At 34.9% G+C, this 19006-nt stretch carries 28 protein-coding genes; 16 read left to right on the top strand and 12 right to left on the bottom strand.

Annotated elements, in window-relative coordinates:
- Positions 1 to 14 precede the first annotated feature (14 nt).
- Both recF and K2F26_RS10165 read left to right on the top strand, forming a co-directional pair.
- On the top strand, positions 15 to 1130 hold the full coding sequence (gene recF / locus K2F26_RS10170) for a DNA replication/repair protein RecF (RefSeq protein WP_220611361.1): 1116 nt from the start codon (positions 15 to 17) through the stop codon (positions 1128 to 1130).
- Between the two features lie 88 nt (positions 1131 to 1218).
- Positions 1219 to 1650, top strand: a complete 432-nt coding sequence (locus tag K2F26_RS10165) for a hypothetical protein (RefSeq protein WP_220611360.1) — start codon at positions 1219 to 1221, stop codon at positions 1648 to 1650.
- A 332-nt stretch (positions 1651 to 1982) separates the two neighbouring features.
- Here K2F26_RS10165 and K2F26_RS10160 read toward each other — a convergent pair whose 3' ends face one another.
- Complete coding sequence (locus K2F26_RS10160; RefSeq protein ID WP_220611359.1) at positions 1983 to 2441, bottom strand: MgtC/SapB family protein; 459 nt, start codon at positions 2439 to 2441, stop codon at positions 1983 to 1985.
- Between the two features lie 345 nt (positions 2442 to 2786).
- Here K2F26_RS10160 and K2F26_RS10155 point away from each other — a divergent pair, with 345 nt between their 5' ends.
- Together K2F26_RS10155 and K2F26_RS10150 are read left to right on the top strand one after the other, a co-directional pair.
- Entirely contained in the window at positions 2787 to 5144 is a 2358-nt protein-coding gene (locus K2F26_RS10155) for a putative PEP-binding protein (RefSeq protein WP_220611358.1), read from the top strand.
- A 366-nt stretch (positions 5145 to 5510) separates the two neighbouring features.
- Entirely contained in the window at positions 5511 to 5978 is a 468-nt protein-coding gene (locus K2F26_RS10150) for a DUF29 domain-containing protein (RefSeq protein WP_220611357.1), read from the top strand.
- Between the two features lie 119 nt (positions 5979 to 6097).
- Here the strand turns inward: K2F26_RS10150 and K2F26_RS10145 are convergent, their stop codons facing one another.
- From K2F26_RS10145 to K2F26_RS10120, 6 genes are all read right to left on the bottom strand, one after another.
- Positions 6098 to 6421 carry a hypothetical protein gene (locus tag K2F26_RS10145; protein ID WP_220611356.1) on the bottom strand — a complete coding sequence of 108 codons (324 nt, stop codon included), beginning with the start codon at positions 6419 to 6421 and terminating at the stop codon, positions 6098 to 6100.
- Positions 6422 to 6522: 101 nt separating this feature from the next.
- Positions 6523 to 6732, bottom strand: a complete 210-nt coding sequence (locus tag K2F26_RS10140; RefSeq protein WP_220611355.1) for a hypothetical protein — start codon at positions 6730 to 6732, stop codon at positions 6523 to 6525.
- Positions 6732 to 9368 carry a DNA mismatch repair protein MutS gene (gene mutS / locus K2F26_RS10135; RefSeq protein WP_220611354.1) on the bottom strand — a complete coding sequence of 879 codons (2637 nt, stop codon included), beginning with the start codon at positions 9366 to 9368 and terminating at the stop codon, positions 6732 to 6734. The genes K2F26_RS10140 and mutS overlap by 1 nt, the downstream gene beginning before the upstream one ends.
- A 97-nt stretch (positions 9369 to 9465) precedes the next feature.
- A complete protein-coding gene (locus K2F26_RS10130; protein WP_096571021.1) occupies positions 9466 to 9690 on the bottom strand; it encodes a type II toxin-antitoxin system HicA family toxin in 225 nt (74 codons plus the stop codon).
- On the bottom strand, positions 9687 to 9902 hold the full coding sequence (locus K2F26_RS10125; protein ID WP_220611353.1) for a type II toxin-antitoxin system HicB family antitoxin: 216 nt from the start codon (positions 9900 to 9902) through the stop codon (positions 9687 to 9689). The genes K2F26_RS10130 and K2F26_RS10125 overlap by 4 nt, the downstream gene beginning before the upstream one ends.
- A gap of 127 nt (positions 9903 to 10029) precedes the next feature.
- Positions 10030 to 10191: a hypothetical protein gene (locus tag K2F26_RS10120; RefSeq protein ID WP_220611352.1), complete on the bottom strand. Its 162-nt coding sequence runs from the start codon at positions 10189 to 10191 to the stop codon at positions 10030 to 10032.
- A 77-nt stretch (positions 10192 to 10268) separates the two neighbouring features.
- Here K2F26_RS10120 and K2F26_RS25145 point away from each other — a divergent pair, with 77 nt between their 5' ends.
- The 8 genes from K2F26_RS25145 to K2F26_RS10085 all read left to right on the top strand — a co-directional run bounded on the left by K2F26_RS25145 (position 10269) and on the right by K2F26_RS10085 (position 12506).
- A complete protein-coding gene (locus tag K2F26_RS25145) occupies positions 10269 to 10391 on the top strand; it encodes a hypothetical protein (protein WP_302850049.1) in 123 nt (40 codons plus the stop codon).
- Complete coding sequence (locus K2F26_RS10115) at positions 10375 to 10614, top strand: tetratricopeptide repeat protein (protein WP_220611845.1); 240 nt, start codon at positions 10375 to 10377, stop codon at positions 10612 to 10614. Before K2F26_RS25145 ends, K2F26_RS10115 begins: the two co-directional genes overlap by 17 nt.
- Positions 10615 to 10723: 109 nt before the next feature.
- On the top strand, positions 10724 to 10993 hold the full coding sequence (locus K2F26_RS10110) for a BrnT family toxin (RefSeq protein ID WP_220611351.1): 270 nt from the start codon (positions 10724 to 10726) through the stop codon (positions 10991 to 10993).
- Complete coding sequence (brnA, locus tag K2F26_RS10105; protein WP_246605574.1) at positions 10974 to 11264, top strand: type II toxin-antitoxin system BrnA family antitoxin; 291 nt, start codon at positions 10974 to 10976, stop codon at positions 11262 to 11264. The genes K2F26_RS10110 and brnA (K2F26_RS10105) overlap by 20 nt, the downstream gene beginning before the upstream one ends.
- Positions 11203 to 11460 (top strand): YgiT-type zinc finger protein, encoded by a 258-nt coding sequence (locus K2F26_RS10100; RefSeq protein WP_246605573.1) that lies wholly within the window; start codon positions 11203 to 11205, stop codon positions 11458 to 11460. The genes brnA (K2F26_RS10105) and K2F26_RS10100 overlap by 62 nt, the downstream gene beginning before the upstream one ends.
- A 36-nt stretch (positions 11461 to 11496) precedes the next feature.
- Positions 11497 to 11814: a hypothetical protein gene (locus tag K2F26_RS10095; protein WP_220611350.1), complete on the top strand. Its 318-nt coding sequence runs from the start codon at positions 11497 to 11499 to the stop codon at positions 11812 to 11814.
- A gap of 4 nt (positions 11815 to 11818) precedes the next feature.
- Positions 11819 to 12121, top strand: a complete 303-nt coding sequence (locus tag K2F26_RS10090; RefSeq protein WP_220611349.1) for a type II toxin-antitoxin system HigB family toxin — start codon at positions 11819 to 11821, stop codon at positions 12119 to 12121.
- On the top strand, positions 12081 to 12506 hold the full coding sequence (locus tag K2F26_RS10085) for a helix-turn-helix domain-containing protein (protein WP_220611348.1): 426 nt from the start codon (positions 12081 to 12083) through the stop codon (positions 12504 to 12506). The genes K2F26_RS10090 and K2F26_RS10085 overlap by 41 nt, the downstream gene beginning before the upstream one ends.
- Positions 12507 to 12564: 58 nt before the next feature.
- On the opposite strand, the gene K2F26_RS10080 is transcribed toward K2F26_RS10085, so the two are convergent.
- Positions 12565 to 13077, bottom strand: a complete 513-nt coding sequence (locus K2F26_RS10080; protein WP_220611347.1) for a hypothetical protein — start codon at positions 13075 to 13077, stop codon at positions 12565 to 12567.
- Between the two features lie 21 nt (positions 13078 to 13098).
- Positions 13099 to 14346 (bottom strand): AAA family ATPase, encoded by a 1248-nt coding sequence (locus K2F26_RS10075; protein ID WP_220611346.1) that lies wholly within the window; start codon positions 14344 to 14346, stop codon positions 13099 to 13101.
- 316 nt (positions 14347 to 14662) lie between these two features.
- Here K2F26_RS10075 and K2F26_RS10070 point away from each other — a divergent pair, with 316 nt between their 5' ends.
- The 4 genes from K2F26_RS10070 to K2F26_RS10055 all read left to right on the top strand — a co-directional run bounded on the left by K2F26_RS10070 (position 14663) and on the right by K2F26_RS10055 (position 16703).
- A complete protein-coding gene (locus K2F26_RS10070) occupies positions 14663 to 15937 on the top strand; it encodes a protein kinase domain-containing protein (RefSeq protein WP_220611345.1) in 1275 nt (424 codons plus the stop codon).
- Positions 15938 to 16064: 127 nt separating this feature from the next.
- Complete coding sequence (locus K2F26_RS10065; RefSeq protein ID WP_220611344.1) at positions 16065 to 16325, top strand: BrnT family toxin; 261 nt, start codon at positions 16065 to 16067, stop codon at positions 16323 to 16325.
- Positions 16315 to 16548, top strand: coding sequence for a type II toxin-antitoxin system BrnA family antitoxin (gene brnA, locus K2F26_RS10060; RefSeq protein ID WP_220611343.1), 234 nt, complete (start codon positions 16315 to 16317; stop codon positions 16546 to 16548). Before K2F26_RS10065 ends, brnA (K2F26_RS10060) begins: the two co-directional genes overlap by 11 nt.
- An 11-nt stretch (positions 16549 to 16559) precedes the next feature.
- On the top strand, positions 16560 to 16703 hold the full coding sequence (locus K2F26_RS10055) for a YgiT-type zinc finger protein (RefSeq protein WP_220611342.1): 144 nt from the start codon (positions 16560 to 16562) through the stop codon (positions 16701 to 16703).
- Between the two features lie 112 nt (positions 16704 to 16815).
- On the opposite strand, the gene K2F26_RS10050 is transcribed toward K2F26_RS10055, so the two are convergent.
- From K2F26_RS10050 to K2F26_RS10040, 3 genes are all read right to left on the bottom strand, one after another.
- Positions 16816 to 17913, bottom strand: a complete 1098-nt coding sequence (locus tag K2F26_RS10050) for an AI-2E family transporter (protein WP_220611341.1) — start codon at positions 17911 to 17913, stop codon at positions 16816 to 16818.
- A 130-nt stretch (positions 17914 to 18043) separates the two neighbouring features.
- On the bottom strand, positions 18044 to 18475 hold the full coding sequence (locus K2F26_RS10045; protein ID WP_220611340.1) for an NUDIX hydrolase: 432 nt from the start codon (positions 18473 to 18475) through the stop codon (positions 18044 to 18046).
- Positions 18476 to 18478: 3 nt separating this feature from the next.
- A complete protein-coding gene (locus K2F26_RS10040; protein ID WP_220611339.1) occupies positions 18479 to 18901 on the bottom strand; it encodes a hypothetical protein in 423 nt (140 codons plus the stop codon).
- Positions 18902 to 19006: the final 105 nt, after the last annotated feature.

Here is a 19006-nt window from a genome sequence, read left to right as displayed (position 1 = left end):
CTGAATGCTTAAATATGTATCTTAAAAATCTACACCTCAGAAATTTTCGTAATTATCAAGAGCAGAAAATTAATTTTACTGCCCCTAAAACAATTTTAGTTGGTAATAATGCCCAAGGAAAATCTAATTTATTGGAGTCTGTAGAGTTGTTAGCTACATTGCGATCGCACCGCATGGGTAAAGATCGTGATTTTATTAAAGATGGGGAAGATATCGCGCAAATTAATGCTACCCTAGAAAGAAGCGCAGGAATAAGTGATTTAACATTAACTTTACGCCGACATGGCCGCCGCAGTGTAGCTATAAATAGTGAAATAGTCCGCCGTCAAATGGATTTTCTCGGTGTTTTAAATGCTGTAGAATTTTCTAGTTTAGATTTAGAATTGGTGCGTGGTAGTCCTGAAGTTCGTCGTAATTGGTTAGATACTCTTTTGATTCAACTCGAACCAGTTTATGCTCACATTTTACATCAATATAACCAAGTATTACGCCAACGTAATGCTTTTTTGAAAAGGAGTCAGCAGTCAGGAGATAATATTCAAAATTCGGAATTAGCTATTTGGGATGCACAGTTAGTTAACGCCGGCACAAAGGTAATTAGAAGACGCAACAGAGCTATTCAAAGATTAACACCTATTGCTGCCAAATGGCACGCTAGTATTAGTGGTAGTACAGAAATTTTGGAAATTAATTATGCTCCTAATGTGCCTATAGGAAAAGATGATAATGAAGATATTACACAATCTTTTTTCGGGAAAATTCAACAACGTTCTGTTATTGAATTACACCGAGGTACTACTCTTGTTGGACCCCACAGGGATGAGGTAGAATTAATTATTAATCAAACACCTGCTCGTCAATATGGTTCTCAAGGTCAACAACGTACTTTAGTTTTAGCTTTAAAATTAGCAGAATTACAATTAATTGAAGAAGTTGTTCATGAAGCTCCGTTACTTTTATTAGATGATGTTTTAGCAGAATTAGACCTCTCCCGTCAAAATCAATTACTTAATGCGATTCAAGACCGTTTTCAGACTTTAATTACTACTACTCATTTAGGTGCTTTTGACTCTCAATGGTTAAAATCTTCTCAGATTCTCTTTGTAAAAGCAGGAGAAATATTAACGTAGAAATATTAACGTGATTGGTGACTGGTGACTGGGAAAAATAAATCATTTTCCTATTCCCTATTCCCTATTCCCTATTCCCTTAAAAAATATGAAATTACAACAAAATAACATGATATTAGATAAAAATGAAATTGCATCATTAGGTGCATCATTGAGGGCTATTGAGCCAAGAATACTGAAACCATGTGATCATGCAGATACAGTGAGAATTTGGTTACAAGGAGGAGAACCTTATTTTGATATTTTTTTGGAATTAAAAAAGGAGGAAATTATCTGGTTTCAATTTACTTTACGCGGAAAATCTCTTTCTTGGTGCAGTAATAATACTGAATTTCAAACCGGCATTACTAATGAATTAATGATTGATGATGTAAGTTTTTATGCTGCTAGTAAAATTATAAATAATGATGATATATATGATTGGGAATTTATTAATCTAGTAAAATCTATTTTAGAAACAAGGGCAGATGAGGAAATTTTTGCGAAAGTCTTAAAATTGTTTAATTTTCCCGAATTATAGCAGGAGTCAGGAGTCAGGAGTCAGGAGTCAGGAGTCAGGAGGAAGTTAATAACCCAATTACCAATTACCAATTACCAATTACCAATTACCAATTACCAATTATAGTTGTTTAACTTAAAAATGAGACAAAAAGTGATAGGTTCTGTAGATAATGATTTTAGGATAACCAAGGTAGTCCAATTGTTTGGAAGATTAAATTTCCGTGGTTATTGTTTAGCTTAATGTCTCAATCTAAAGTTAAATGACTATACCAATTACCAATTACCAATTACCAATTACCAATTACCAATTACCAATTACCAATTACCAATTACCAATTACCAATTATCAAACTAATGCAATTTTTCTAATTTTTTAAATAAATAAAGAACTATAACTGTCAACAGAGCAGCAATTAATCCTAGTTGCCACAAACCACATCCAGCAGCTGCTCCTAAAGCAGCGGCCACCCAAATAGCTGCGGCCGAAGTTAGTCCATGAACTTCTGCTGATTTTGATTTTTGAGAAGATTCGCGCAAAATTTCGCCACCACCGAGAAAACCAACTCCAGCAGCAATTCCTTGAATCACGCGAGATAAAGCATCGGCACTAATTTCTTGTCCACCAATTTGTATTGCTGTGATAGTAAACACGGCTGAACCCAAACTGACTAACATATGAGTTCTTAAACCAGCCGGTTTATGCTTGATTTGCCGTTCTAAGCCGATTATAGAACCAATTAGCAATGCTAGACAGAGGCGAAAGCAGATATTCAGCCAATCATTGCTGGCAATGTAGTAAGGATTTGTCAATAAATGTGTATTAACGAAAAAGTTATTATATTTTACCTTAATTAGTAATGCAATGGCAAAAAGTCAATGTTCAATAATATTTATTTATATTTCTAGTGTTCTGATTTGATTTGTAAATTTTCCGTGGAGACAGGGAATAGGGAATAGGGAATAGGGAATAGGGTTTTAGATAATTTGGGTGTACGGAGTTGTTTCAAAAATCAAATAGGAGTCCTATAGAAGATTTATATTGTGGATTGAGGACATAATCAAAAAATGTAACAATTATATTTTACCATAAGAATAGTAGGTCGATAACTGACAAATGATACGTAAAACTTGCACAAATGACACCTAAAGAATTGAGTGGACAAACTCTACTGGCTAGACAACATTAAACCACAAGACCGCGCCCAAGTTGGGGATAAGGCGTTTTACTTGAGTAAAATTATGCAAAGGGGCTATCCAGTAGTACCTGGTTTTGTAGTCTCTGCAAATGTGTGGCGAGAATTTCTAGAAACTCTCAATAGTTCAGAGTCATTAGTTGCGGACTTACCCTATTCTTCTCTACATTTAGATGTGGGTAATTGGCAACAACTTCAACAGGTAGCTGGCCGTTTGCGTCAGGAAATTATTGCTGGTAGTTTACCACAGTATTGGGTGAGTGAGATTTTCCAAGTTGCTAAAACCTGGGAAGGGAAATGTTTAATTTTGCGTCCGAGTTTAAGTATATCATCTGGTAATCAGTTGATGGGAAATATTTCTGGGTTGCTGGAATCGGTGTTTTGTGTTTGTAATGAGGAAGCTATCGCTGAAGGTTTAAAACAAACTTGGAGTCAGTTATTTCGTGCTAAAAGTTTACTATATTGGCAAAGTGTCGGCATTAATTTACAACACATTAATTTTGCGGTGTTAGTGCAACCGGTAGAAAATGCGATCGCCTCTGGTTCATTCCAATCTGATACATCAGGAGCAGAAATAGAAGCAACTTATGGATTAGGAATAGCTATTAAGAAGGGTGAAGTATTACCAGATGTTTATTACATTGAAGAAAACACTGGAGTTATTCAAGAACAACAATTAGGAAATAAAATTATCGCCTATTCTGTTCATAATCCTATATCTGTGACTGCTGAAGAATACCCATCTAAATTAATCACAGATCAAAATTGTTTATTTTCCTATCTCATCAGTGAGGAAAAACAAAAACAGTATGCAATTCCAGAAGAATTTCTCCAACAAATCATTATTTTAGGCAATCAATTATTTAGTGAAATAGGGACAAAATTAACAATAAAATGGACAATTACAATCAATATTCCTACCCCAAAACTTTACATTACTCAAGTTAATGTTCCACCGTCTTTAATTCCTAATTTACTCCTCAAAGGAATAGGGGCGGCTAGAGGGCGGATAACTGCTACTGCGTATGTCATTCTTGCTTCACAACCCAAACCTTCACAAATACCCAAGGGAGTAATTTTAATCGCTCCGTCCATTACTCCTGATTGGTTGCCTTTACTACATCAAGTCAGTGGTATTATTACAGAAGGAGGAGGATTAACCAGTCATGCTGCCATTTTATCTAGGGAATTGGGTATTCCTGCTATAGTCAGTGCGAAAAATGCGACTAATTTAATTCAAACTGGTGAAAGACTATTGCTTGATGGTGATAGGGGAGAAGTTTATCGTGGTTCAAAAGAGGGTAATATCTTGAAAGATGGAGAGAAAATTTCATTAACCGAGAATAAAAAAGAACAATTTGATCATCATGCAAATCAGTCTCATTATGGGTTGAGTAATGCTAAAATATTACCGATGATTGCCACCCAATTATTAGTTAATCTTAGTCAAGTAAATTTGATTGAAACAGTACAAAGTTTACCTGTGGATGGGGTGGGTTTGTTACGTTCAGAATTGATGATTTTGAATATTTTGCAGGGACAAAATCCTCATGCTTGGTTGTTGGATGGTAGACAAACTGAATTATTAGAAACTTTATCTGAGGAAATTAAAAAATTTGCCATTGGTTTTGCACCTCGACCTATTTTATATCGTTCTTTAGATTGGCGAATACAGGATTTTCCGTCTTTTAATTATGGTGGAGAATCTGCAACAAGTTCAATTTTAGGTGAACATGGTACTTGGAGTTATGTGAAAAATGCGGCTGTTTTTGAATTAGAATTGAAGGCTTTAGCAAGGTTGCAAAAAAATGGTTATAGTAATATTCATTTGATGTTGCCTTTTGTGCGGACTGTGGAGGAGTTTGTATTTTGTCGTCGTCAAGTTGAAGAAGTTGGTTTAACGGAAAATCCCCATTTTCAATTATGGATCATGGCAGAAGTTCCGAGTATATTATTTTTATTACCAGAATATATTAAAGCTGGGGCAGCAGGGATTTCTATTGGTACTAATGATTTGACACAATTAATTTTAGGGGTGGATCGAGAACAAGGAGAATTAGCAAGTATATTTGATGAACGTCATCCAGCGGTGATGGGTGCAATTTTTCAATTAATTAAAATGGCTAAAGATGGGGGTATTTTTTGTTCTATTTGTGGTCAAGCACCTGCTTTATATCCAGAAATTATTGATAAATTGGTGGAATGGGGTATTAGTTCTATTTCTGTAGAACCGGAAGCGGTGGAAAGGACTTATCAAGCGATCGCTCGTGCTGAACAACGTTTGATTTTAGCAGCAGCTAGGAAACTTTTGGGGAATTGAAAATTGAAAATTGAAAATTGAAAATTACAGTAATTTTTAGGTGATGGGACTAAATTTTTATATCTCACGCAAAGGCGCAAAGGAAGAAAGGAATTTCAATAATGGACAATTAACAATGAACAATTGACAATTACCTCTCCCTTAAAGTCTGAGGATTGAAAAGTGTGAATTTTTGGCTTTTTTCCCCTGGTAAGGGGAGGTTTTAAAGCTTAAATTAAACAATTGTCAATTGTCAATTATCAATTGATAAATATGCTGTCATAGCAGGTGGATAAGATTGTTAAAAATTGTATGGCAAAATGAGAAATTTTGGGATAAGTTATATAATTAAAATATCATTGCAGATGAAGATAAAATTATCTGAATATGGATCAATATCAATCTTCTTCTTTGTATCATCAAGATTTCTATTGTTGGACACAACAACAAGCTAAAGCTTTAGAAGAAAGGCTGGTTTTAGAATTAGACTGGCAACATTTACAAGAGGAAATTCAAGCTTTGGGAAGGCAGGAATATCGAGAATTAGCAAGTCGTTTGGGTGTATTATTAGGTCATCTCTTAAAGTGGGAATATCAACCGGAAAACCGTTCTCGCAGTTGGTTTTTAACAATTAGAGAACAACGTCGCGCTATTCTGCGACATCTACGACACAACCCTAGTTTAAAATCTCGCATAGAAGAAGCTATGTTAGATGGTTTTGAAGCAGGAGTTGATTTAGCTTTACGGGAAACTAATTTACCATTAAGAACTTTTCCCGAAAATTGTCCTTATTTATTTGATGATATTATTGCTGATGATTTTTTGTGTGATACCAGTCTTGACTGGGAAGGATAATTATTGAAGATGCAGAGTTATAAGTCACATCAGTAAGAGTATTTATCAAGCGATCGCTCTTGTTTAACAAGGTTTGATTTTAGTAGCAGCTAGGAGAAATAATCTTGCAATTCCATTGTTTAACTATCTATTAAATTGTTATTGCTTTGAATATGTTGTTGAGCATTTGTCCACATTTCATAAAATACACTCCATTCAAAAAAATCTATTTCATCTCCTAATTTACCTGCTTGAAATTCTTGATAAAATTTACTAGAAGACATTTGATATTTTGTTTCAAAAATTTTTAATTTTTGTGCTAAATCTGAAATATCTTGTTGTGTTGAATCGGCTAACGATAAACATGAGTTGACATGATTAATTTTGCTTTCTAAAAGCTGCCTTTCTTCTGGAGATAAAGAGAGGATGATTTGAGCGATAGATTCAACTAATTGTGTATTCATAATCTGATTTTTAGTATTCAGTAGTTTCTCTCCTTATTATATCTAATTTTGCACTAATTATTGCATTGCAGTAAATTTAGTCCTGCAAAACCTCTATCCATTTACGCAGTAAATTTATAAACGGGAATTTGCTGCAAAATAATTTGCTGTAACTGTTCAACAGTGTCAGGAGAAAAGAATTGCTCACCCGTTTCTAAATTGACTCTAGCTGGTACATTTTCGACTATCAAAAATTGACCATCTTTTTCTAATGAGTAAGTAACTCTTTGCTCTACAAAGTTTTCATTAAAGTTAAAATTGTTATTATTCATCAAAGTCCTTCCCTCAAACCCATTGCAATTTTACTGTGTTTTTCAATTTGTCCCATCACCTGTTTTGCTCGTTGAATAACCACCGCAGGTAAACCAGCTAACCTTCCCGCTTCTATTCCATAAGACTTATCAGCACCACCGGGTTGAACTTGATGTAAAAAGATAATTTGATCAGGTAATTCTTTCACAGTAACTTGATAATTTGCCACATTATTAATAATACTCGCTAACTCATTTAACTCATGATAATGAGTTGCAAAAATAGTCCGAGCTTTAATTTCCACTGCTAAATATTCTGCCACAGCCCAAGCAATAGATAAACCATCAAAAGTTGCAGTACCCCTACCAATTTCATCTAACAAAACCAAAGATTTCGCTGTTGCATGATTTAAAATATTAGCAGTTTCATTCATTTCTACCATAAAAGTAGATTGACCAGTTGCCAGATCATCAACCGCACCCACACGGGTAAAAATGCGATCGCAAATTCCCAACCTAGCAGACTTAGCGGGTACAAAACTTCCAATTTGCGCCATTAACTGAATTAAACCCACCTGCCGTAAATAACAACTTTTACCACTAGCATTAGGACCCGTCAAAATCACCAAATCAGGATAAGATGTATCATTCTTTCTTCTCTTCTCTTCTTCCTTCGTGTCCTTCGTGTCTACCCTTCGGGAACTGCTTCGCAGAACGTGGTTCGTTTCTCCGTAATTCTTCTCACCCAACCAAGTAGAATTAGGAACAAAAAACCCAGAAGGTAAAGACTGTTCAACCACAGGATGACGGCCATCAATAACCTCAACCTCCCGGCCTTCCACCATTTCCGGCCGACAATAACCTTGATGTACCGCCAACTCAGCTAACCCACATAATACATCAGCAGCAGCCACCGCACGGGAAATATTACGAATAGTATCCGCGTGTTCAGCCACTTCATCCCGTAAAGCGGCAAAAATCTCATATTCTAGCTGATTTAAGTCATCTCGCGCCGTCAATATCCGTGCTTCTCGTTCTTTCAACTCAGGAGTAATATAACGTTCCTCATTCGTCAATGTTTGTTTACGGATATAATTCTCAGGAACTTGATCGGATTTAGAACGTGAAATACTAATATAATACCCAAAAGTCTTATTAAAGCCGACTTTTAAATTAGCAATACCTGTTCTCGCCCTTTCATCAACTTCTAAAGTTGCAATCCATTGTTGATCTGCTTCTACTGTAGCTTTTCTTTCATCTAACTGCGGGTTTATACTAGGACGAATTAAACCGCCTTCTTTTAAATGATTGGGTGGTGATTCTACTATGTGTAATTGTATTTTTTTTGCTAATTCTTCAAGTACAGGGGGGACTTTTTGCAAGGCTTTTAAAAAAGGCGATCGCGCTTCCGAAGCTAGGTAAGCTAATTCCGGTAAAAGAGAGATAGAATCAGCTAGAGCGACTAAATCCCGTGCATTTGCTCTACCTGAACCTGCACGACCTGCTAACCGTTCTAAATCGTAGATTTTCCTTAATAATGCTCGTAAATCCTGCCGTAAAGGGGTATTATCTACCAGTTCTTGAATACTATCTTGTCTAGCTTTAATCCCTTTAATATCCAGTAGCGGTTGTAACAACCATCTTCTTAAAGCCCGACTACCCATAGCGGTGCTGGTTCTGTTTAAAGCCCATAATAAAGAACCGTGAAAAGTACCATCCCGCACGGTTTGGGTAATTTCTAGGTTGCGACGGGTTTGATGGTCTACGATCAGATAATCGGTTAAGGTATAGGTGCGTAATAATTGCAGAGATACGGGGTTTTGTTTTTGGGTATCTTCCAGATATTCCAACAGTCCACCAGCAGCGCGGACAGCAAGGGGGAGATGTTCACAACCGATACCTTCAAGCGATCGCAATTTGAATTTCTGTAATATTTTACTCCTGGCTTCGGCTTGAGAAAAGGGAAGTTGCGATCGCAAACTATAACAAAATGTGGGTGGTAAACACTGGGGAAGGGAAGGGGAAGTTTCCCCCGGTCGTAGTAAAGCACCTAAATCCGGGGCATTGGTGGGAAAAAGCACTTCAGAAGGTTGTAACCTCATTAACTCTTGAGTGAGGTGTTCTAAATCACTACCTTGAGTTGTGAGAAATTCCCCAGTTGATATATCAGCATAGGCTAAACCCCAATGATTCACCGCAATTACCACAGCCGCTAAGTAATTATTGCGACTAGCTTTGAGCATTCCTTCTTCTAATAATGTTCCCGGTGTGAGAATGCGGGTAACTTCCCGTTTAACTAAACCTACTGCTTCTGATGCGTCTTCTACTTGGTCACAAATAACTACAGCATAACCTTTTTCTACTAACATGGTTGTGTAGCGTTCCCATGCGTGATGAGGTACACCAGTCATAGCCACACGACCCACATCACCCCCGTGTTTACTGGTGAGGACTAATTCTAATTCTCTGGAGATGGTTACAGCGTCTTGAAAGAAGGTTTCAAAGAAGTCACCAACACGATACAGCAGCAACGCATGGGGGTATTTATCTTTCATTTCTACGTAGTGCTGATACATTTTACTCAGCTTGCTGCGGTCTTCTACCAGTTTTGTATCGCTGAGGGGTGTGTTTGGTTGCTGGGGTTCTGGTGTGGTCATGTGTAGATGCTGAAATGTTTGGCACTATTTTGGCACTATTTTTGATGATAGCGTGGGGTTGGGGGGATGGGGGTGGTTGTTTAAGGTTTTTTAATTTTTAGCGAGCTTCCAAAAATTCCTCAACTGTTAAATTGATATCACTAGCAATTTTGCGTAACAAAGTCGGTGCAATATCACGTCCTTTGTGAAAGGGAACGGTTGTTCCTCTACCATCTGCATGACGGAACTGTTTGTGAGAACCAGTTTGACGCACTTCTACAAATCCAAGATTTTCTAAAATACGCACTACTTCTTGAGGTTTAAGAACAGGAATATTGCTCATGCTGACTGAAGTGTAATTTGTTGTATACCAATAAATTCCGTCTCAAATTCTGGTTCTTTGTCTTCGAGTAGCATTTCAATTACTTCACGTAAATTTTGCTGTAATTCGTCTAATGTTTCTCCTTGAGAATGCGCTCCTGGAAAACCTGGAACATAACCTACATAAAGTTTTGTTTGTGCGTCTCTTTCAATAATTGCGGTAAAAGTTTTCATAGATTTTTAGTTTAGATTATTTGGTTAAATTTTACATGATTTGATAGTAACTGGACGTTGAGTAAAGAGGGCGATCGCTTCTTACCTAAAGAGAAAGCAAAGGTTAATTTTAGCTCTGTAATTTATGTTACTGGATTTCTCCTTCTTGTTTTGCTCTGGCTACATCTTGTTTAATTAGTTGTTCAATATAGTTACTCAAGGATCTACCCTGGCGATCGGCTACTTTTTCGGCTTCTTCTTTCAGGGTTTGTTGTATATAGGTTGATACTCTGATTTTGTCGGTTGCCACGGTGATTGCTGATGCTACTTTATTATTTTACTGTTCTACTTTCGTGAAATATACATCTACTATAGGTCTTTTTTGGGGTGATGTGGGTTTATGGTAGTGATACTATGGGTTTGGTTGGGGCGATCGCTTTAAGTTGTTTAATTTTTTTCTCACGCAGAGGCGCAGAGAGAGACACAAAGAGAGATTATCAGTTATTATAGATGGTTAAAAAAGTATGAAGAAGCGATCGTATCTTATGATAAAGCGATTGCCATTAAACCTGACTACCATGAAGCTTGGTATAATCGAGGAGTTGCTTTAGATAAGTTAAAAAAGTATGAAGAAGCGATCGTATCTTATGATAAAGCGATTGCCATTAAACCTGACTACCATGAAGCTTGGTATAACCGAGGAATTATCCTAGACGATTTACAAAGATACTGATAAGAAATAAAATGTTATGAGAAAGCAATTAGTATCAAGGTTCAGATAAATAAATGATATGGGTAATAACAAAGTCTGTTTAGCTTTACGATAATCTAATTAAAAAAAGATGGAATTTGAGTTTGACCCTAATAAAAGTGCAAGCAATAAAACTAAACATAAAATTGATTTTATTGAAGCACAAAAACTGTGGACAGATACAAACCGTATAGAAATACCCGCACGCACAACCGATGAACCCAGATTTTTAATAATTGGTAAAATACGTCATAAACATTGGTCAGCAGTCATTACCTATCGAAGTGATAAAATAAGGATTATTTCTGTTCGTCGTTCTCGTACTGAAGAGGTAAATATTTATGAAAGCGGAAGAATTTGATACTAAATTTGACAATGATGAAGATATCACTGAGTTTTTAGACTTATCTCAAGCACGTCGTCCCGGTTATGAACAAAAAAGAGTGAATATTGATTTTCCTGTGTGGATGATAGAAGCATTGGAAAAAGAAGGAAGACGTTTAGGTATCACTCGTGATTCTATTATAAAGTTATGGCTGAGTGAACATCTTAAGAAGAAACTAAGCAAGAGTGACAGAATATATAGACGCAAAAGACGTAGAAAAGACAAAGAAAGAAGAATTACAACCTAAACAAGTTGAAAAAATCCTCAAAGGAGGAAATCATACTGTTATTATCCAAATAGAAGCAGAAGTTTGTTTAAACTGTGGAGAAAGATTATATAAACCCGAAATCGTTAGAAAATTTGCCCAAATTCGGACTAAACTAAAAAATCAACAAACCGAAGATTTTCAAGTTATTGGTCAATCTTTTCGTATTCCTGTTTAATTGCTTGAGCAAATATCACAAGTAAATTATGATCAAATGTTAGAAGAATATGATTTCAGTAAAGGAGTCAGAGGTAAATATTATCAACAATATCAAAATAATAACTTACCTCAATTACCAGGTATTCAATTTTTAACAGACCAACAAAATAAAAGAACAGGAGTATTTATAGACTTACAACCCCATCAAACACTTTGGGAAACAGTCATTAACCAATATCCTGAACTGGAAAATATTCAGTTTTTAACTGATAGTCAAGGTCAAAAAATCGCTGTCATTCTCAATTTTAAACAACATTTAACCCTGTGGCAAGATATTTACGATCGCCTAATTGCTGATTTAATGGATGAGTAATAATATGCACATTATCAGCAAAAAAAGAATAAAAGAATTTTCTCAACAGCATCCCAAAGCTGAATCAAATTTAGAAACATGGTATAAAATTGTTAGTAAAGCTAAATGGGAAAATTTTGTTCAATTACGTCAAGTATTTCCATCTGCTGATTTAGTTGGTAATTTGACTGTTTTTAATATTAGTGGTAATAATTACCGACTAATTGCATTAGTAGACTATCAATATCAAGAAGTGTATATTCGCCATATCCTTACCCATGCAGAATATGATAAACAAAACTGGAAACAAGACCCTTGGTACACCTAAAACATACTTAGAATTAATTACTTCTTTTCCACCCAGAAAAATCACATCTGAGGAAGAATTAACCAGAACTCAAAATATCATTGATGAATTATTAGATCAAGGAAATTTAACTCCTGATGAACGAGATTATCTACATTTATTAGGATTAGTGGTATCTGAATATGAGGATCAAAATTATCCCATTCGTGATATTTATGGGGTAGAATTATTTAAAGTATTAATAGAAGAATTGAATTTACAATTTACAGATTTAATATCAATTTTTGAAGATGAAACTATATTGTCTGATGTTATAGCGGGAAAACAAACCCTCACCATTGAACACATCGAGAAACTTAGTGATTTCTTTCATATTGATCCATCTGTATTTTTAAGAAATGTTTAAAATTTATGTATTAAGTAAACTTCAATTTTTCTCTATTCTGCTTCTGTATTAAGTCTTATCATATTCTGCGACTACTGCGACGGGTGGGTGTGGTTGGTGGTGGAGGTTCTTGAGATTTTAAACCACTATCATCTGTGAGAAATTCTACATGAAAACCTTTATGATGATAATACCAACCCAAGACTACTATACTAGCATCACCCATTGAAGTGTTTTGTACAGCTTGGTTGGGAAATGTAGCAGCTAAATTTTTCAATCCTTCTGCTTCCCATAATACAATTTGTTCACGAAAAGCAGCCCAAGGACTTGTTTCATCAGCAGCAAAAATCATAATTTTTGTAAATTGTTCAGCAGATGTCCATTTATCGCCGGTTTTCGCTTGTGCAATATGATTTCCTGTTTCGATAACTGTAGCTAAAGGAAGTACCAAGGTTGTTCCTTTTTCTATTTCTAATTTGATTTTATCATTAACACTTTCAAAATCCCATTTATTATTACCCGCAGTTTCTTTACCTGGAACTTTTAACCAGACACACAATAAAGATGTATCTATCAATAAAACTTTTCTCATTTTTTTAAATTACTCCCCCAATTATACGCCATGAGAAAGACTGCGTTCAATTGCTCCTTTTGTTGTCATTTGTCCCAAGGAATAGGAAGCAAATAATTTAGGGAAGTTTTCAATATCTTCTAATAAGGTAAGTTTACTTTCTCCAGTTTCTAAATCTCGATGTGCAACAACTACAAAGGGAACTATTTCTGAACCAAAAGCATCAAGTAAAGCGGGGTTATGGGTGGTTAATAAAATATCAATATTGCGTTTACTACCAATTTCTTTTAATATTTTTACTAATAATGCTGCACGGGAAGGATGTAAACCGTTATCTATTTCTTCTATAACAATTTGACTACCTTCGGGACGGGTTAATAATGCTGTGAGAATTGCTAGAAATCGCAATGTTCCATCTGACATAATTCTAGCATCAATTTCTGTTATTTCTCCTGGTTTCCATTCTTCTTGACAGTACAGCATTGCATCTGTTTTCAGTCTTCCTACTGGTTCAGCCAATACTTTTTTAATATCACCTTCTGGTAAATATTTGATATATTCAGATAGGGTATTTTCAACTTCTGCTTTTTTGTCATCTGGTAATGCTGCTAAAACTCCAGCAATATTTGAACCGTCGCTTTCTAGGTTTTCAGATAGTCGGGAATAATCACGCATTGTAGATGGAATTGGATTAAGAGTTAACATATTTTCTAAATTAGATACTACAAACTCTTGAACTTTCTTTTTTGCGGGTAAGAATATATCTTTAACCTCTTTACTAAAAACCATGTTACCACCTTCAGTAGTGTTATATAGAATGTTGTTTTCAAATAAATCGCTCAAACTAAAACTATTACCTGTATTGTTGAGATTACTTCTATTGTTGTGTCCTGTTTTTAAAGTAAACTTTTTTAAGTAAATCCCTTGTTCGTGATAATATAAATCACTTTTAATATCTTCTTGTAGTATTTGACAATCAGGCAATGTTTGTATTTTCACATTATATAAATAATCATCATCGTCACTTCCAATTAACACCTTTAAACTAAACTCTTTTTCACCATGTCTTGCAGCACATTGAACACCACCACGAATAGAAGAAAGTGTTTTATCACCTGCTAAAGCTGTTTCAATATTTTCACCATTAGCTATTCTTTGTAAAAATTCCAAAGCTTCAACAACATTAGACTTACCACTTGCATTAGTTCCAATAAGTACAGTTAAAGGATCAAGGGGAAGTTCAGCATAACGGAAACTTTTCCAATTTTCGAGAATCAGTTTTTTCAGCATAATTAACACCAAATATATTTTAGTGATTTAATAATTGTAATATAAATCTAGTTGCTGTTATTCTATGTCAGTTTTACTGGTGTCTAGTGTTATGTTTAACATTTAAGTATATATTTACTTGATAGGACTTTTATTTATTATAGCAAATATTTACATAACAAAACTCATTTAAAAACATAGTTTATGATTTTATGGGGTAATGGGGGCGATCGCTTTAAGTTGTTTAATTTTTTTCTCACGCAGAGGCGCAGAGAGAGACACAAAGGGGGATTATCAGTTATTATAGACAAAAACAGGGTTATAAAGATAACATCTTATGATTGGTAAGATTCTCCGTCAACGTTACCAGATTATCCAAGAACTAGAACTAGAAAAAGGTGGTTTTGGGGAAACTTACCTTGCAGAAGATTTAGATATCCCTATTACTCCTAAACCTATTCATGTAGTTAAACGGTTAAAACCTACAGAAATTGACCGAGATACTATCCGTTTATTTAAACAAGAAGCACAGATTTTACATAAATTAGGACAAAATCACGATCAAATTCCTAAATTGTATGCCTATTTTCAGGAAGATGAAAACTTTTATTTAATTCAAGAATTTATTGAAGGTAAAGATTTAACTAATGAAATCAGTCCTGGTAAAAAGTTAAGTGAAGCTGAAGTAATTCAACTTTTACGAGATGTTTTAGAAATATTGGTTTATGTCCATGACAATAGAGTTATTCATAGGGATCTTAAACCTGCCAATATTATGCGACGTAAAGATGGGAAGTTAGTATTAATTGATTTTGGTGCAATCAAACAAATTAATACTACTATTGCCATGAAATCAGGTTCTACTACCCGAACTATTCGTATTGGTACGCCCGGATATACGCCTTTAGAACAGGCTATGGGTAAACCTAAATTTAGTAGTGATATTTATGCTTTAGGTATGACAGCAATTCAGGCATTAATTGATTTGTCTCCTCGGTTATTACCAGAAGATGATAATGGCGAAATTATTTGGATTGATCAAGTAGAAGTAAGTTATAAACTAAGAACATTTATCACTAAAATGGTGCGATATGATTGGCGACAACGTTATAGAAATGCTAAGGAAGCGTTGGATGTATTAAATCAGGTTTTTTCCATTGTTGAATCACAGAATACAAAGCCAGTAACACAGTCAGTTGTTAAACAACAGAATACACAACCATTAACAGAGCAAATATCAAATAAATCAAATCAAGGCGGGGTTGAACAAGGTAATCAACTATTTAATTTACAAAGATACCAAGAAGCGATCGCATCTTACGATAAATCTATTGCTATTAAACCTAACTATCATGAAGGTTGGTATAAACGGGGTGTTTCCCTAAGAAAATTACAAAAATACCAAGCAGCGATCGCATCTTATGATCAAGCTATTGCTATTAAACCTGACTATCATCAAGCTTGGTGTGGACGGGGTGTTTCCTTATGGTATTTACAAAGGTATGAAGAAGCATTAAAATGTTATGAAAAAGCAATTAGTATTAAACCAGATGAACAACTTTATATCAACAATCGCAATGATTTATTAAAACAATTAGGCCGTTCCAGTTAGTAAATTACAGTAAGAAAATTATGTTAAATTATACCATCAGTTCCGGCAACATCTTTCAAGACTTAGCATTTAATAATGCAGAAGAAAAACTAGCTAAGAACATGATAGTTTTAAACAAGCTATAGTTATGGAATTTGAATTTGATCCTAACAAAAGTGCAACAAATAAAACTAAACATAAAATCAATTTTATTGAAGCACAAAAACTGTGGAATGATACAAACCGTATAGAAATACCTGCACGCACAACCGATGAACCCAGATTTCTAGTTATTGGTAAAATAGGTGATAAACATTGGTCAGCAGTCATTACCTATCGTAGTGATAAAATAAGGATTATTTCTGTTCGTCGTTCTCGTACTGAAGAGGTAAATATTTATGAAAGCTGAAGAATTTGATACTAAATTTGATAATGATGAAGATATCACTGAGTTTTTAGACTTATCTCAAGCACGTCGTCCCGGTTATGAACAAAAAAGAGTGAATATTGATTTTCCTGTGTGGATGATAGAAGCATTAGAAAAAGAAGCAAAACGGTTAGGTGTAACTTCTGATTCTATAATTAAATTATGGCTTGCTGAACGTCTTGAGAAAAAGGTAATTACTGGTTAGTTAAATTAATTATGAAACCTAAAAAATGCCCCACTTGTCAAGGTGAATTACAAACTAAACAAGTAGAAAAAATCCTCAAAGGCGGAAATCATACTGCTATTATCCAAGTAGAAGCAGAAGTTTGTTTAAACTGTGGAGAACGATTATATCCGTAAATTACAATATATGTTAACATTAATTATATTTTCCAATTTCCTTTAAAAATAGTAGGTTTTAACCTACTTGAGCTATTAGCAAGGAAATTTATTTCCTTGCGGGTGTAGCGCATCACCTCACTTCTAAACCTTCCTTAATTTCCCCAACACTACCATCAACCTCATCCAATTTCCTCAACTCACCCGCCCTCCAACTATCCGCAATATCCTTAATAAAACTAGCGATAGGAATCGCTACCAACAAACCCAAAACACCACCCAATTTAGCACCAATTAATAAAGAAATTACCACCCAAACCGGATTTAAACCAGTTAAATTTCCTAACAATCTCGGTGCAACAATATTAGAATTAATTTGATCAATTGTCACCGCAATAGCAGCAACTTCCACCCCTTCCCAAAAGTTCTCTAAAGCTACCAACAAACTGACAATACCAATACCAATTCCCGTACCAAAAGGGAAAAGAGAGAAAAACCCAATCGCAATACCAAATAATAACGCTAAAGGAATCCTTAAAGCCACAAATGCTAAAGTAACTGTTACTGCTAAAATTGCTCCTAAAGTTGCTTGGCCAATAAAATAATTTTGAAAATCCTCTTTAAGTAATGCTCTCACCTTTATACTAATATAACTGGGAAACCATTGATAAAGTCCATCCCACAATTTTTCACCATTTAAAATTAGGTAAATTGTTAAAACAATGGCTAACAATAAATTAACTAAGAATCCAATAGTATCAAAAGCAAAACCCAAAATTTTACCAGTAAAAGATTGAAATTGACTAGAGATTTTTTCTAACAACTGCGTAGCTAAACCACTAATATTAACAGGTAAATCTTGTTGTGTTGCTGCCCAATTCAAAAAAGCTTGTAATTGTTGAGTTCCCGAATCTATCCAAACAGGAAGAATATTCACTAATTCGTTCAGTTGTTGAAAAATCAAAGGTACTAAAATTACACCAACTGCTCCTAAAATTAATATGGCTAAAAGCAGCACTCCTGCAATAGCTAAATTACGTGGTACTCCCTTTTGATTGAAAAATTTGATGGGATAGTCTAAAACAAAAGATAATAAAACAGCTACAGAAACAACGCTTACCAAAGGTTGAAAATATTGCACAACCTGAATTAATAACCAACCATTGAGAATGATTAGAGGAAAAGCTAAACCGAAAGTTAACCAGCGTGGAAATTTATTTTTTATTTGCATAGATTTGATCAATTAAATTAGTTGCCGATGGTTAAAGAATTGTATTGTGATGATTAAACTATTTAGAAAATAGTCAAACTATAAACCCACAAAAATACTCGCAATTCTGTCACCTGTCACCTGTCACCTGTCACCTGTCACCTGTTATAAAATCAAGCATAATTTTTTGATGGGTACTTCCTAAAGGTCTAAATTCTCCAGCAATAAGAGAATAACAACTACCCCTTTCAATATCTTCCCTTGTTAATAATCCCATATCCCAGCCTTCATTTAAAACCAGTTGCTCTAATCCTACTAATAATGGTGCTTGAAAAACATAACGAATAACTCTCTCATCGGAATAGATCCCAAATTTAACAAAAGAAGGTAACTCATAACTGATTTCTTCTTTTACTTCCCGCACCAGTGCTATTTCTGGGGTTTCATCAGCTTCTAAATGTCCACCAAATAAACCCCAACAACCAGCAGCAGCTATAGTGGGGATATTGTCCCGTAGCTGCATGAGGTATTTCTGCTTTTGGTGTAGAATGACTATTGCAACTTGGGGTATTTGATGATTCATATATTATTCCTCCTCTAAGTAAACTTCCCCAAACTCTTGCCCAGCCAAGGGAATACTTTTGTATCTTACCTTACCCTTTAATACTACCTCTTGTCCCACATTTAAATTACTTTGATTAGTCACAACCCAAATTTTACCGCTGGCATCAGCAATTTGATATGCTTGCTGCTTGAGCAAAGGAGCGTGTTTTTCTATCTTTCCTTGGATGTAAACAGTAGCTTGATTATCCTGTGCTGGTTTAATTTCCCGAATCGGTGTAACATTTGCGCCAATCCTCAAATTTTGTAAATTTATTTCACCAGGTTTACCGTTAGCACAACTACACAGTCCCACTACCAAAAAAAAGGCTAATCCTTGATGAAAAGATTTCCAAGAAGTACGTTGTATTTGTTGTTGAACAGTACGCAATTGAGAGAATTTTTGCATTAATCCTTACCTTGTTACCAGTTTACTCAAGTTTTTATTCATACTATCTGTCCTTTATCCTTTAATTGACGCAGTTAATCTGAGAAAATAACGGAGTAGGTGACA

The sequence above is a fragment of the Sphaerospermopsis torques-reginae ITEP-024 genome (assembly GCF_019598945.1).
In the GTDB taxonomy this organism is placed as follows: domain Bacteria; phylum Cyanobacteriota; class Cyanobacteriia; order Cyanobacteriales; family Nostocaceae; genus Sphaerospermopsis.
Note: the sequence above shows the minus strand (reverse complement) of the source record. Positions and strands in the feature narration are given on the sequence as shown.

Bases quoted from the DNA above. Each gene is read 5' to 3' on its own strand.
- K2F26_RS10040 (WP_220611339.1), bottom strand. From the start codon at position 18,901: ATGCAAAAATTCTCTCAATTGCGTACTGTTCAACAACAAATACAACGT.
- K2F26_RS10065 (WP_220611344.1), top strand. From the start codon at position 16,065: ATGGAATTTGAATTTGATCCTAACAAAAGTGCAACAAATAAAACTAAA.
- K2F26_RS10075 (WP_220611346.1), bottom strand. From the start codon at position 14,346: ATGCTGAAAAAACTGATTCTCGAAAATTGGAAAAGTTTCCGTTATGCT.
- K2F26_RS10050 (WP_220611341.1), bottom strand. From the start codon at position 17,913: ATGCAAATAAAAAATAAATTTCCACGCTGGTTAACTTTCGGTTTAGCT.
- K2F26_RS10150 (WP_220611357.1), top strand. From the start codon at position 5,511: ATGGATCAATATCAATCTTCTTCTTTGTATCATCAAGATTTCTATTGT.
- brnA (WP_246605574.1), top strand. From the start codon at position 10,974: ATGAAAGCGGAAGAATTTGATACTAAATTTGACAATGATGAAGATATC.
- K2F26_RS10130 (WP_096571021.1), bottom strand. From the start codon at position 9,690: ATGAGCAATATTCCTGTTCTTAAACCTCAAGAAGTAGTGCGTATTTTA.
- K2F26_RS10070 (WP_220611345.1), top strand. From the start codon at position 14,663: ATGATTGGTAAGATTCTCCGTCAACGTTACCAGATTATCCAAGAACTA.
- K2F26_RS10125 (WP_220611353.1), bottom strand. From the start codon at position 9,902: ATGAAAACTTTTACCGCAATTATTGAAAGAGACGCACAAACAAAACTT.
- K2F26_RS10055 (WP_220611342.1), top strand. From the start codon at position 16,560: ATGAAACCTAAAAAATGCCCCACTTGTCAAGGTGAATTACAAACTAAA.
- mutS (WP_220611354.1), bottom strand. From the start codon at position 9,368: ATGACCACACCAGAACCCCAGCAACCAAACACACCCCTCAGCGATACA.
- K2F26_RS10045 (WP_220611340.1), bottom strand. From the start codon at position 18,475: ATGAATCATCAAATACCCCAAGTTGCAATAGTCATTCTACACCAAAAG.
- K2F26_RS10165 (WP_220611360.1), top strand. From the start codon at position 1,219: ATGAAATTACAACAAAATAACATGATATTAGATAAAAATGAAATTGCA.
- K2F26_RS10090 (WP_220611349.1), top strand. From the start codon at position 11,819: ATGCACATTATCAGCAAAAAAAGAATAAAAGAATTTTCTCAACAGCAT.
- K2F26_RS10095 (WP_220611350.1), top strand. From the start codon at position 11,497: ATGTTAGAAGAATATGATTTCAGTAAAGGAGTCAGAGGTAAATATTAT.
- K2F26_RS10110 (WP_220611351.1), top strand. From the start codon at position 10,724: ATGGAATTTGAGTTTGACCCTAATAAAAGTGCAAGCAATAAAACTAAA.
- K2F26_RS10140 (WP_220611355.1), bottom strand. From the start codon at position 6,732: ATGAATAATAACAATTTTAACTTTAATGAAAACTTTGTAGAGCAAAGA.
- K2F26_RS10080 (WP_220611347.1), bottom strand. From the start codon at position 13,077: ATGAGAAAAGTTTTATTGATAGATACATCTTTATTGTGTGTCTGGTTA.
- brnA (WP_220611343.1), top strand. From the start codon at position 16,315: ATGAAAGCTGAAGAATTTGATACTAAATTTGATAATGATGAAGATATC.
- recF (WP_220611361.1), top strand. From the start codon at position 15: ATGTATCTTAAAAATCTACACCTCAGAAATTTTCGTAATTATCAAGAG.
- K2F26_RS10145 (WP_220611356.1), bottom strand. From the start codon at position 6,421: ATGAATACACAATTAGTTGAATCTATCGCTCAAATCATCCTCTCTTTA.
- K2F26_RS10085 (WP_220611348.1), top strand. From the start codon at position 12,081: ATGATAAACAAAACTGGAAACAAGACCCTTGGTACACCTAAAACATAC.